This window comes from Mesobacillus maritimus (assembly GCF_019749255.1).
Lineage (GTDB): Bacteria > Bacillota > Bacilli > Bacillales > Cytobacillaceae > Mesobacillus_B > Mesobacillus_B maritimus_A.
The window spans coordinates 189,045-201,726 of sequence record NZ_JACWFH010000012.1 but is presented as its reverse complement, the minus strand read 5'-3'; the positions used below and the strand labels follow the sequence as shown (position 1 = coordinate 201,726).

Annotated in this window: 11 protein-coding genes; 9 read left to right on the top strand and 2 right to left on the bottom strand. The window is 42.9% G+C overall.

What is annotated here, in order from left to right:
• Positions 1–6: 6 nt before the first annotated feature.
• A complete protein-coding gene (gene spoIID, locus H0185_RS11365; protein ID WP_221873605.1) occupies positions 7–1,041 on the top strand; it encodes a stage II sporulation protein D in 1,035 nt (344 codons plus the stop codon).
• A gap of 68 nt (positions 1,042–1,109) precedes the next feature.
• Here the strand turns inward: spoIID and H0185_RS11360 are convergent, their stop codons facing one another.
• Positions 1,110–2,111, bottom strand: coding sequence for a nuclease-related domain-containing protein (locus H0185_RS11360; RefSeq protein ID WP_221873604.1), 1,002 nt, complete (start codon positions 2,109–2,111; stop codon positions 1,110–1,112).
• A gap of 286 nt (positions 2,112–2,397) precedes the next feature.
• Positions 2,398–2,817, bottom strand: coding sequence for a VanZ family protein (locus tag H0185_RS11355; protein ID WP_221873603.1), 420 nt, complete (start codon positions 2,815–2,817; stop codon positions 2,398–2,400).
• 136 nt (positions 2,818–2,953) lie between these two features.
• On the opposite strand from H0185_RS11355, the gene spoIIQ reads away from it, so the two are divergent.
• The 8 genes from spoIIQ to spoIIID all read left to right on the top strand — a co-directional run bounded on the left by spoIIQ (position 2,954) and on the right by spoIIID (position 12,471).
• Positions 2,954–3,904, top strand: coding sequence for a stage II sporulation protein SpoIIQ (gene spoIIQ, locus H0185_RS11350; protein WP_221873602.1), 951 nt, complete (start codon positions 2,954–2,956; stop codon positions 3,902–3,904).
• A gap of 102 nt (positions 3,905–4,006) precedes the next feature.
• Positions 4,007–5,998, top strand: a complete 1,992-nt coding sequence (locus H0185_RS11345; protein WP_221873601.1) for a penicillin-binding transpeptidase domain-containing protein — start codon at positions 4,007–4,009, stop codon at positions 5,996–5,998.
• 992 nt (positions 5,999–6,990) lie between these two features.
• Positions 6,991–7,173, top strand: coding sequence for a hypothetical protein (locus H0185_RS11340; RefSeq protein WP_221873600.1), 183 nt, complete (start codon positions 6,991–6,993; stop codon positions 7,171–7,173).
• A gap of 75 nt (positions 7,174–7,248) precedes the next feature.
• Positions 7,249–7,554: a DUF4212 domain-containing protein gene (locus H0185_RS11335; protein WP_221873599.1), complete on the top strand. Its 306-nt coding sequence runs from the start codon at positions 7,249–7,251 to the stop codon at positions 7,552–7,554.
• 28 nt (positions 7,555–7,582) lie between these two features.
• Complete coding sequence (locus tag H0185_RS11330; RefSeq protein WP_221873598.1) at positions 7,583–9,253, top strand: sodium:solute symporter family protein; 1,671 nt, start codon at positions 7,583–7,585, stop codon at positions 9,251–9,253.
• The gene (locus H0185_RS11325) at positions 9,234–11,114 is read left to right on the top strand and encodes a DUF294 nucleotidyltransferase-like domain-containing protein (protein WP_221873597.1); all 1,881 of its coding nucleotides are present in this window, start codon (positions 9,234–9,236) and stop codon (positions 11,112–11,114) included. The genes H0185_RS11330 and H0185_RS11325 overlap by 20 nt, the downstream gene beginning before the upstream one ends.
• A 72-nt stretch (positions 11,115–11,186) precedes the next feature.
• Positions 11,187–11,849: a 3'-5' exonuclease gene (locus H0185_RS11320; RefSeq protein ID WP_221873596.1), complete on the top strand. Its 663-nt coding sequence runs from the start codon at positions 11,187–11,189 to the stop codon at positions 11,847–11,849.
• A gap of 349 nt (positions 11,850–12,198) precedes the next feature.
• A complete protein-coding gene (gene spoIIID, locus H0185_RS11315) occupies positions 12,199–12,471 on the top strand; it encodes a sporulation transcriptional regulator SpoIIID (protein ID WP_046522783.1) in 273 nt (90 codons plus the stop codon).
• Positions 12,472–12,682: the final 211 nt, after the last annotated feature.

The window sequence follows — 12,682 nt, the reverse complement described above, 5'->3', positions numbered from 1 at the left end:
CCATTCATGAAAAAAAAATTCAACCCAATCTTCGTCCTAGCAGCTCTTCTATTTACAGTTACCCTCCTAATTCCAACTGTCCTGGTGCTTCCCTTTAGTGGAGATCAGACAAGTGGTGAACTTAGTGAAGAGGTGAACACCACCACTGAAGTTGAGGTCTCTGCCGAACCATCCGCAGACTCAAGCGTCGAGGTCGCCGTCTTCCGTACCGCTCAGTCCCAAGTGGAGAAAGTGCCACTCAATGAATACTTAATTGGCGTCGTCGCAGCTGAAATGCCAGCCGAATTTGAATTGGAGGCATTAAAGGCACAAGCGCTTACGGCAAGAACATACTATGTGAAACAAATGATGGGATCAGGAACAAAGGGTTTACCAGATGGCGCCCATGTCACCGATACCCAAGCCCATCAGGTTTATAAAAATAAAGCGGAATTGCAGCAGCAATGGGGATCTGCTTTTACGCAAAAGTATGCAAAAGTGAAAGAGGCCGTTCAAGCAACCGATGGGCAGATATTAACCTATGATGGCGAGCCAATTGAGGCAACGTTCTTTTCAACCAGCAATGGCTTTACTGAAAACTCAGAAGATTATTGGTCAAATAATATCCCTTATCTCCGTAGTGTAAAGAGCCCTTGGGATAAAAATTCTCCTAAATATACAGAGCAAAAAATCATCCCTATTCGTGAGTTTGAAAATAAGCTTGGCGTTAAACTGTCAAATCGAAGCGAGGTTGGCACGATTACGCAAAAGACAGAAGGCAATCGCGTCGGAAAAGTGGAAATCGCCGGTAAAGTTTTAAGCGGAAAAGTGGTCCGTGAGACGCTCGGATTAAATTCTAGTGATTTTAAATGGTATGCCAAAGGCGACAACATCGTGATTGAAACAAAAGGTTACGGACACGGCGTCGGCATGAGCCAATACGGCGCAAATGGCATGGCCGCCGAAGGCAAGAACTATAAAGATATCGTCCAGCACTATTACCAAGGAGTCGAAATCGCCTCAGGCGAAAGCACCTTGGCCCAAGTAACGGCGAAGAAGTAAGGGTGAACCAGGGCTTATATGCTCTGGTTTTTTCTATTGAAGGTCATGGAGGTGTTGTCTATTATAAGTCATTTTTTCGTTAACCTATAGTATCGTGCTTCTAGTTGGTCAAGGAAATCGGTAGGAAGTTGGTAGATGCGCCCTTTTTTCTGGCCAGTGCTAGGTAAATCCAAGAATAACAAGAGCTTACTCGCTGTTTTTATGCAGTCGATTCCTAAATATTCTCTTAGTTCTTTGTTGGTGATGGTCTGTTTATTGAAAAGGAAGTAATCTAGTATCGCGTCATGGTATGCATCATAGGAATGGTTTAAACAATGAGGACATATCCAAGTGCGATCCTTCCTCACCATTTTGGAAGTAGGACAATTAGGACACCGCACCCCAGGGAGGATGTCTTGTGGTGAAATTGCGTAAGTTTTTTTGATTTCTGGGTAGAGAGGAGTGTCGTCTTGTAGGAGAAGTCTAGAGATTTTTTTAAACAACTTATCTGTCAGAACGTCCTTCGTATAATGATTAGTGAGATGGATGGTTTTACTTTTAAGATTCTCAACTTTACAAACCTGTTGAAGAATGACTGGATCATCACTTTTGATGATGGCCGACGGGTTGCTAAGAACGACAAGGGGGATTATCGGGATAGTTAAAGGGAGTTTATGAGTCTTTAGCCAATCTTGTAACTGCTCTTTATGACGGTTTACTTGTACAATCGGATTTTTATAACCCTTTTTTCCATAATAAGAGTTTTGGCTAAATTGCTCAGGACTAAAATCTAGTTCACCACCCATGTTTTTGGTTTCGAGAATGAGAATATACTTACGCGTGAGGATAGGTGTGTCCATTTGGAAGTAGTGCTGTTCGTGAGGGAGACGCAAACCACCGAATAGATGATGTTTTTTGTCATCTAGGAACGTTAAATGGTATTCAGTCGCCTTTTCACCACGATACCCTGACATATAACTGCGGATTTCTCTTTCTAATTGAGGTATTTTTGGATGGTCGGGCCTTAGTCTGGGGATTAGAGCATGGCAAAACAGCACATTTAGGGGGATTGGGCGAGGTTTTATATACAAATTGAGTCCTCCTTATTGGGTTTGATAGTAAAATACGGCACCGCGGGGCGGTTTCCTTCATGGAACTGCTTGATATTTGTGAAAGCTTTGTGACGATATAGGGGTGGGGGTAAATTATATTACCCTTAGGGAGAATATAATAAAGAGGTGCAAAATTATAATCCCCCTTAGAACAGATATATTCCCCCTTACGAGGCATATATTCGCCCTAGGGGGAATATACGTTTCAACATAATCGCCCTAGAGTGATTAAATAGGCGGGATATTCCCTCTAGGGGAATAAAAATCACCTCACCCGCTCAGCAAACTTCCTCAACCAATCCCCCAACACACCAAACTTCCCACTAAAATAAGCATGATGCATAAAATGAGAAGCAACCAACACCCCAATCGTATCTTTGACAAAGTCGATCACCGTCGCAGAACGATAAGGCACGAAGGATTGATGAATTTCATCGACAAGTCCATAGCTAATCGCGACTCCCATAAAAATAAAACTCATTAAGGGTTTAAAGTTTTTAAAGGTAAGCCCCGCTAAAAACAGCAAAACATACAAAATACCAAACTCAACAAGGTGAAGACTTTCTTTAATAAAAGCATCGATCCCCTTATCTGGTAACTCAACAACGGCGTCTGAGGGCATGCTTGAAAGAATCCAAATAAACACCATATAAACGACGGGCAAAATCCTGATGACGTATTTCATAAAAAGCCTCCAAATTAATTTTTAATAAAAAGTGTATAATTCTGCAAGGTTTGTCGAAAAATAAGCAGTAAAAAATTTTTAACTCAATGTATATATTTTTTGTAATCTGTTGAGAATGATTGCTGAGGTGATGAAAATGAGAGAGGAAAAATCTTCTCAAGAAAAGAGCTTTAAACGCTTTTTTAAGAAGCGGTGGGTGTACCCAGCAATTTATTTGGCAAGTGCCGCAATCATACTAACAGGTGTTCTTTACTTCCAAGGCAGCGGTGAACAACAAAGTACAGATGAACTAGCGACGGATAATCCGAGCAGACAGTTCAATGACGAACCAGCATTAGAAGTAAATACGTCTTTGGAAAATTTCACAATGCCAGTGGAAGATGTCGACAATGCTGTTGTCAAAATGCAATTCTATGACAACAACAGCGACAAAGCAGAGCAAGAAGCTGCACTAGTAGTTTACAATAACCAGTATCATCCAAACACAGGAATTGATATTGCCGATAAAGAAGGCAAAGAATTTGATGTTGTTGCATCTTTAAGCGGAGAAGTAACAATGGTTAAAGAAGATTCACTGCTAGGTAACGTAATCGAAATCGAACACGACAATGGAATTGTAACACAGTATCAGTCAATTAAAAATATGAAAGTAAAAGCAGGCGACACTGTTAAGCAAGGTGATCAAATCGCAACTGCTGGTACTAGCCAGTTTAATGAAAAAGCCGGTATTCATGTACACTTTGAGATCCGCAAAGACGGTACTCCTGTAAATCCACTTGACTATTTGGACAAGCCAGTAAGTGCCCTTGAGGATGCAAAGATTGAAACTGAAGGCGATGCAGGTAAAGCTGAAGCAGGCGAAGAATCGAATATGGATGAAGATACTTCAACTGAATCAAGCGGAACAAGTACTGATGAGGAATCTTCAACTGAAGAAGGTACTGATACAGAAGAAGGAGCTTCAACTGAGGAAGGTACTGACAAAGAAGAAGGCTCTTCAACTGAAGAAGGAACTGACACAGAAGAAGAAACTCCAGCTGATGACTCTAAAGAGGAAACAAACTCTACTGAATCTAGTAACTCTTAATGCCATGTGATTAATAGAATCAAGAAACCCACCATTTTGGTGGGTTTTTTTAGTGGAACATGCATAAATGTGGTAATATTTAGACCAAAGGGGGGAATCACATTGAAAAAAGCAATCATCCTGATCACCATTCTTTTAACGATTTTGATTGCCGGGTGCTCGAGCAAGGAGCCAACACCCGAAGAGAGATTTTCAGAGTATGTGAATCTCTGGAATGAACAAAAATTTGAAGAAATGTATGAACTACTTTCACAGCCAGCAAGAGATACCATCACAAAGGAAGATTTTGTCGGTCGCTATAATAAAATTTATCAGGACCTCGAAATTGGAGAGCTTGATGTTGAATTCAGTCCGCCTGAAGAAGAAACAGATGCGGAGGAACAAGCCAGTTTTGCTTATTCAGCAAGTATGGAAAGTGCAGCTGGACCAATAGAGTTTGATAATACTGCCGTTCTTGTAAAAGAAGAACGAGAGGAAACCAACAATTGGTATGTGAATTGGGATACCACCTACATATTCCCAGACCTGCAGGAAGGCGATAAAATTAGCTTTGATACCCAGCCTGCTGTGCGAGGAGACATTATTGACCGCAAAGGAAATGGACTAGCCATTAATGGAACGGCATTACAAATTGGCGTAGTTCCTGGGAAAATGTCTGAGAACTCCGTCAAGCAGCTGAGTGAAACGTTAAAAATGTCTGAAGAGCAAATCAATAAAGCAATAAATGCTTCTTGGGTAAAACCAGAGTTATTTGTGCCACTTAAAAATATTTCAAAAACAGATGAGGATTTGAAGGATAAAGTGTTCTCCATAGATGGCGTTACCAATACGGAAGTTGGGGCGCGGGAATACCCATATGGGGAGGCTGCATCTCATCTCGTTGGTTATGTATCAGAGGTAACAGCGGAGGATCTCGAGAAAAATGAGGGGAAAGGCTACACCGCCCAAGATTTTATCGGCAAACGCGGCCTCGAGCAGGTTTTTGAAGAGAAGTTAAAAGGAACAAACGGCGTTAAAATCTCGATTGTAAAAGAAGATGGGACTGAAAAAGTCCTAGCTGAAAAACCAGTAGAAAATGGAGAAAATGTTCAACTTACGATTGATATTGTGCTCCAACAGAAAATTTATGATCAACTAAAAGGCGACGCCGGAACAGCCGCAGCGATGAATTCAGTTACCGGGGAAACATTAGCTCTGGTAAGTGCTCCTGGTTTTGACCCGAATGCAGAAACGCTAGGAATTTCGGTTGCAGAACGGACGGCGCTAGAGGATGATCCTTTAAAACCGTACCTTAATCGTTTCAAGGTGACGTATGTTCCAGGATCTGTCATTAAGCCGATTACAGCAGCAATTGGATTGAATACCGGTAAAATCAATCTTGATACCGCATATGAAATCAATGATAAACAATGGCAGCCGGACGATTCATGGGGAGATTACAAAGTAACCCGTGTGACAAATTTGCCAGGTAAGGTGAACCTTGAGAAGGCGCTCATTTACTCAGATAATATTTATTTTGCTCGTACTGCATTGGAAATTGGCAAGGATGATCTTGCAGATGGGTTACGAAAATTTGGGTTTGAAAAGATGGAATATCCATATCCGCTAGAAGCTTCTCAAATAGGCGAGCTTGGTAGTGAAATGCTAGTGGCCGATTCTGGTTACGGTCAAGGACATGTGGAGATGAACATCCTGCACTTGGCAGCGGCCTACACGCCACTCGTCAATAACGGGAACTTAATCAAACCGATTTTATTATCAGAGGAAGAACAAAAGCAGGTGTGGGCAGAAGGGCTTGTGAGTGCGGAGAACGCTGCAGGACTCAACTCCATGCTGAAAAAGGTTGTTAGTGATCCAAATGGAACCGCACATATCGCTAGAATTGAAGGTCTCCCTCTTGCCGGTAAAACGGGAACGGCTGAAATCAAGGAGGAACAGGGAACAAAAGGCCGTGAACTCGGCTGGTTCGTCGGCTATAATCCCGATAACCCAAATCTATTGATTTCCATGATGCTTGAAGACGCACAAGACATCGACCGCTCAAAGTCAGCAACCGTTCGCGTTAAGAATGTGTTTGTTGCCGAAAAAGAATAAAGTTTTTTAGGAGTAGACCAGTGGGGTGCCCACTGGTCTTTCTTGTGTGGATTGCTCGCCTAGAATGGCTGGTGCAAGTTCATCGGTAGGTTGAGTTGATAGCCTAACTGAGTGAAGGAAAGGTAAACTAGTCACCAATACGTGTTGTTGGTGACCTATCTAGGTTGAAAGAAAGGCAGAAGGGTAACCAATGGGTGCAGTTGGATACCTAACTAGGTTGCAAGATATTCAGAAAGGTCGTCAATGGAGGTCGTTGGTGACCTAACTAGGGTGCAAGAAACTCAGAAAGGTCGTCAATGAAGGTTGTTGGTGACCTAACTGGGGTGCAAGAAACTCAGAAAGGTCGTCAATGGAGGTTGTTGGTGACCTAACTGGGGTGCAAGAAACTCAGAAAGGTCGTCAATGGAGGTCGTTGGTGACCTAACTAGGGTGCAAGAAACTCAGAAAGGTCGTCAATAGGTGTAGTTGGTAACCTATCTAGGTTGAAAGAAAGCTAGATAGGTCATCAATAGAGATGCTTTGCTCCTTAATAGGGTAAAGAGGAAGGCCAGTAAGGTCACCAATAAGGTGGTTGATGCCCTATCTCTATCTACGTTGAAAGCAAAGCAGCAGAGTAAACAACGCATCTAGCCAAACTAAATATTTCCGGAAAAGTATTCACCCTCACCCACTTAGCAAAGCGCTAAAATACAAAAAAGCTAGTTCATTAAAATACTAGTATCCAATCCCCTCAACCCCCCATTTTTTTTTCGACAAAGAGCAGAGTGGTGGAACCCTTTTCCTCATGGGGCTGAGGAAAAAATAGGTTGGACGTGTCGACAGGACTGTCCTAAATTTCGTCGTTTTTTTTTCTTGACCATGAGGTATGAAGCATGGATAATAAAAATTACAATTTTCTAAAAATTAAATAAACTGAACGTAGTGTGCAAAAGTAATTTGATTTGTTTCATTTATCAAACATATTTGGTAGCGCTTACAAGGAGGTGTCTATTATGTTCGTATTTATACTCTTAATCTTGATTACAGGAGTGTCTTTGGTGATGGCGTTACGTAAGAAGAAATCTTATTTCCTTGCGGTGCCTTTCATTAGCATCTTTTTATACTTTCTGATTGAAATCATTATGGTGCCAGAGCCATTTTTTGATACAGTCAAATTTATTTTCAGCTTAAGTTGATGGGTACCGTAGGGAGAGGAGGTGACGATACATAACAGGTAAAAACCAATTTTTATCATAAAAAGGGGTGGAAGTATGAAGAAAATTGATAAAGCAGTTGCGGACCAATATTTTCGTGAAAAGAACCGCTATATGGTGATTTATTTCATTATTTGGTTCATCGTCTCGTACGGATGCGTACTATTAGCTGAGCCACTCAGCAGTATTACGATTATGGGCGGATTTCCGTTCCACTATTTCATGGGTGCTCAAGGAGCGGTCGTCAGCTTCATTATTCTGTTGTTTATTAACGCCAAGGTTGGCGACATGATTGATAAAAAATACGGCATTGATGAAGAACAAAACATTAAGCTCAGTGCTGGGAAAAGTGTTGATCACTAAAAAGTAAGCCAGTAGAGGGGGAGAATACTTGGATACACAGTTTTTGGTCTCATTTTCAATTATTATCGCGACATTTGCACTCTATATTGGAATTGCGATTTACAATAAAGCCCGAGCAACATCGGATTTTTATGTAGCGAGCCGCGGTGTGCCACCTGTTTTTAACGGTATGGCCATCGGGGCTGACTGGATGAGCGCCGCTTCGTTCATCGGGATGGCCGGAACGATTATGTTGCTCGGGTATGACGGGCTTGCGTATATTATGGGCTGGACCGGTGGTTACCTGCTATTAACCTTCCTCCTTGCTCCGCAACTTCGAAAGTATGGACGCTATACGGTACCAGAATTTATCGGCGATCGCTTTGATAGCCATACAGCTCGTGTTATCGCAGCGATCTGTACGATTATCATTTCCTTTACGTATTCAATCGGTCAGCTGTCTGGATCAGGCGTCGTTATTGGTCGTTTGTTTGAAATTGATGCTAAGCTCGGCACGATGATTGGTGTGGTCCTCATTGCCTTCTACGCAGCCTTCGGTGGAATGAAGGGGATTACCTGGACACAGGTAGCACAGTATCTTGTATTAATCATTGCGTACTTAATCCCAGTTATTTTTATGAGCTTGCAGTTAACAAACAGTGCCCTCCCATGGCTTTCTTACGGAGAGCTAGTTGGAAAAATGGGAGAGCTTGATCGTGAGCTCGGCATCTCCGAATATTTTGCACCATTTACGAACGGCACGAAATGGCAGTTTCTCGCACTAATGTTTACGCTGATGTGTGGAACAGCTGGTTTGCCGCACGTAATTGTCCGTTTTTACACGGTATCAACCATGAAAGCGGCTCGTTGGTCTGGAGCTTGGGCATTACTCTTTATCGGACTTTTATATCTATCTGCGCCGGCTTATGCGGCGTTTTCAAGATTTATTTTAATGACAAAAATTGCTGGAAGTGCGATTACCGACCTTCCTGCCTGGACGAAATCATGGATTGATACCGGAAAGCTTCAGCTTGCTGATGGAAATGGCGATGGCGTCCTGCAATGGAGCGAGCTGATCATCTCGAATGACATTGTCGTTATGGCGACTCCGGAGATTGCGAACCTTGGTGTGTTCGTCATCGGGCTTGTTGCGGCGGGTGCAATGGCAGCGGCATTATCGACCGCTGGTGGGTTAATGATTTCAATTTCATCTTCTTTCGCTCATGATATTTTCTACCGTGTGTGGAAGCCGAATGCGACGGAAAAAACTCGTCTTTCTGTAGCGCGTTGGAGTATCGTCATAGCGACTTTATTTGCAGGTTTGATTGCGTTGAATCCTCCAGGGGCGATTACGCAAATTGTTGCCTGGGCGTTCGCACTTGCAACCGGAACCTTCTTCCCAGCACTTGTGCTTGGGGTTTGGTGGAAGCGTTCGAATGCACAAGGTGTTATTGCAGGACTTTTAGTTGGTTTGGCTGTGACGCTTGGCTACATTTTTGCGGCGAAATACGGCGGGTTCACCATTCTTGGCATCATTGACACTGGCGCGGGTGTCTTTGGAGCAGCGGCGGCGTTCTTAACGAACATCATTGTATCGCTTGCCACCCCAGCACCATCGCAAAAAATCCAAGAAGAAGTTCTCGACTTGCGTTATCCAGAGCAGATGGTCTACAAGGATGGCGAAGTGTGGATGAATGAAGATGGATCCACAAAAGCATAAAAACTTATATGAGGCTGTGCGACTTCACCCCCTTTTTCAGGGGCTGGAGCACCGTGCAGCTTTTTCCCTTGTCCAGAAGTGTGAGCAGCGGGATTTTAAAAAACAAGAAATCATTGAACCGCGCGAAGGTCTGTTGGTGATTTTATCAGGTTTAGCAGAGGTCTTTGTTGAAGAGGAGGTACTAGAAATCCTTCAAAAGGGGGAATTAATAGGATTCTCAAATTTAGCTGAAGTGGTAGGAAAAGAATTTCAGGTGCCGGAGATTCAGGCAATGGTCCAGGTACGGGCTGTGGAGGACATTAGAGCGTTATTTATTCCCATTGAGGTTGTGGAAAGCAGGTGGAAGGAACCGGGTGTAATGGAGTACTTGCTGGCGCAGGTGACGGTGCGGTTAAGGGATGTCTATGCTTCGCTTGCTGAACAAGTCAAATTAGCAAGTGATTTCGGTGAGAAAACTCCTTTTATGCTGAGAGTACAAGACATCATGATCGAGAGGCTTGTGACCGTCGACCCGGAGACAACCGTTCAAGAAGTTGCTCAAACGATGTCAGAGAATCACACGAGCTCTGTGCTGGTAATGGAGAAGGAACAGCTCGCAGGAATCATTACCGAGCGCGACATCGTCTCGCGGCTTGTTGCGAAGGGGAAGTCCTACCAGACCACCGCAAGTGAGTTGATGACCCCAAATCCAAGAACCATTTCTCGTTTTGCTTACTATTATGAGGCCATCTCAGAAATGCTGTTGAACGGTATTAAGCATTTGCCTGTTAAGGATGATAAAAAAACAATCGGCATCGTGACTTTATCTGACTTGTTTCGTAAAAAAAATGCCAGCGTTATGAGAAGGTTAAAAAGTATTGAGGAAGGTGACGAAGAGTCACTAGGTCAGATAAAGGAAGCAATTTATGAACTAACAGACACCTTGATAAAAGAAAAAGTCCCTGCGTTTACCTTATTAGAAGTTGTCACGACACTCTATGATCGCGTAGTGGTGCGCGTGGTTGAACTTGCAGAAGCGAAGGTATGGAAGGAAGAAGAGAATGGGACGGCCGACCGTCAAGGTAAACCACCATCATTTGCTTTCTTCCAAATGGGTTCTAGCGGTCGGGGAGAGCAGTTTATGCTGACCGACCAAGACCATTTTCTTGTTTATGAAGATACAGGTGACCCTATTTATTTTAAAAGGCTCGGAATGGAGATCACGAGATTGTTTGAAAAAGCAGGTTATGCGCGCTGTCCAGGCTTGATGATGGCGAGCGAATCTGCTTGGCGAAGTTCAGTTAGTCAGTGGCAGGAGCGCGTCCGGCAATGGATGCTAACATCAACAAATGAAAATCTGCTGTTGGCACAGAACTTCTTCTCCTACCGGTTTGTTGCCGGCGATGAGAGGGTTTCGCGAATGTTAGATGTTGGCTTGGAAGAGTTGGTTGGAAGGTCAAAAATCTTTCTCTATCAGCTTGCTCAGATTGAAAGAGTCCAAGGGAAAATCCCCGAATTGGACCAACCGATGATTTCATTGTTTAAAAAGAGTCGCAAGAGCATCGATATGAAAAAGGAAGTGCTGTTTCCTTATCATCATAGTCTGCAAATCTTAGCGCTCATGAATGGGATTTTAACAGGAACGCCATTAGAGAAAATTGAGCTATTGCAGGAAAAGGGTGTGTTTACGGCGGATTTTGCTGACAACTTAAAGTCTGGTATTGAGCAGATTCTTGCAATTTATATTCGGTTGAGATGGGGTGGTGCCGGGTCAATTCTAGCATTAAATACGCTTTCTACTAGGGAGAAAGATGAGTTAGCATTAAGCCTTCATACCCTAAGGGGGCTTCAAAGTATGGTATTTGCGAGATTTTCATCATAGAGTTGGCCACTATTTTAGGAAAGACCAACCCAATTACCTTTATAAAATCTAGCAATAAAAAAGGAGGTTTCGATGGTATTTCGTAAAAAAGCGATGATGTCTTGTCCGGTTTCGTATCAGTCTATTCCTCTTTCAACTCCAGTAGAGGATTTAACGTTTATCGTCTTTGATACAGAGACAACAGGCTTTAATGTGGGGGCCAATGACCGATTGATTGAGATTGGGGCCGTATGTATTCAAGGGTTAAAGGTTTTAGAAGAAGATACGTTCCAGACGTATGTGAACCCCAAACGACAAATTTCTCAGGAAATAACCCAACTAACGTCGATTACACAGGAAAAAGTCGAAACCGCACCAAAGGCACTTCAGGCAATTGAAAAATTTTTTCAATATGTAAAAATCCGTGAAGCCGTTTCGCTGGTGGGGCATTATGTTAGCTTTGACCATCTCGTTTTTACCAATGAATTAAAGCGGGCAAAGTTTACATTAAAAGAAATGCACACACTCGATACCCTCGACTTGATCGGGTATATTGCGCCATCTTATGATATGCGCGATCTTGAACGATACGCGAGGGCATTCGGGACGAGGATGTACGATCGCCACAGTGCGATTGGGGATGCCTTAACAACCGCGTTTCTTTTTACCGAGCTTCTTCATCTTTTTAGAATGAGGGGGGGCAATACCTGGGGTGAACTGATTCAGGCAGTAAGTAAGAGTAGTTCAAGCACTTAGTAAAAGTGGAACACGAAGCAATTTCTTCTAAAAAACACACAAATAATTATAATTTTCTGAAAAAATATAAGGTTTCCTCGTCCTTATTGTGTTTTTCGTGCATATTCCCGTATCCAAGCTAATAGAATGGTTACAAACCTGTCAAAGAGAGTGTTTGAGGTGAGGAGTCGTTTGCAGAATATGGGGATTTAGCCGGAGTCTTGATTATTTCCAGTAATGTCTAGAAGGCCAGGCCTTCTTGCCGCACAGTTTTTTTAAAAAAAACAGGTTTGTGCGGTTACAGTATACTATGAGGAAAAGCGAGTCTCATTTCACACTTCTCACATCCAATTTAGGGAGGGCGAGTGGTGTGCACGATTACATCAAAGAGAGAACCATCAAGATTGGAAAGTATATCGTGGAGACGAAAAAAACGGTTCGCGTAATCGCGAAGGAGTTTGGCGTATCCAAAAGTACAGTCCATAAAGACTTGACGGAAAGACTGCCTGAGATCAACCCGGAACTTGCGAATGAAGTAAAGGAAATTCTCGATTATCATAAATCGATTCGCCACTTAAGGGGTGGCGAAGCAACAAAGTTAAAGTACCGAAAAGAAGAGAGGGAAGGAGAGCCCGTGAAATAATCCAGAACCAAACCTTTCTGTCTCCAATCGATGGTGATGCTTTTAAAAGACTTACTTTTAACATGCAAAGGAGAATATGGCATGTCCGGAGGAATCAACTGGGCAGGACAAAAGGCGAGTTGCCCTCTAGGCAGTCGCCTTTTTGTGTGCCTATGATTAGGGATAAACCACCACCGAGTGGAGACAAATAGAATGTAAACCAAGTCCTCCA

What these genes read in the sequence shown, in the direction of transcription:
- spoIID (WP_221873605.1), top strand. Translation starts at nt 7, where the DNA reads ATGAAAAAAAAATTCAACCCAATCTTCGTCCTAGCAGCTCTTCTATTT.
- H0185_RS11355 (WP_221873603.1), bottom strand. Translation starts at nt 2,817, where the DNA reads ATGAAATACGTCATCAGGATTTTGCCCGTCGTTTATATGGTGTTTATT.
- spoIIQ (WP_221873602.1), top strand. Translation starts at nt 2,954, where the DNA reads ATGAGAGAGGAAAAATCTTCTCAAGAAAAGAGCTTTAAACGCTTTTTT.
- H0185_RS11340 (WP_221873600.1), top strand. Translation starts at nt 6,991, where the DNA reads ATGTTCGTATTTATACTCTTAATCTTGATTACAGGAGTGTCTTTGGTG.
- H0185_RS11335 (WP_221873599.1), top strand. Translation starts at nt 7,249, where the DNA reads ATGAAGAAAATTGATAAAGCAGTTGCGGACCAATATTTTCGTGAAAAG.
- H0185_RS11325 (WP_221873597.1), top strand. Translation starts at nt 9,234, where the DNA reads ATGGATCCACAAAAGCATAAAAACTTATATGAGGCTGTGCGACTTCAC.
- H0185_RS11320 (WP_221873596.1), top strand. Translation starts at nt 11,187, where the DNA reads ATGGTATTTCGTAAAAAAGCGATGATGTCTTGTCCGGTTTCGTATCAG.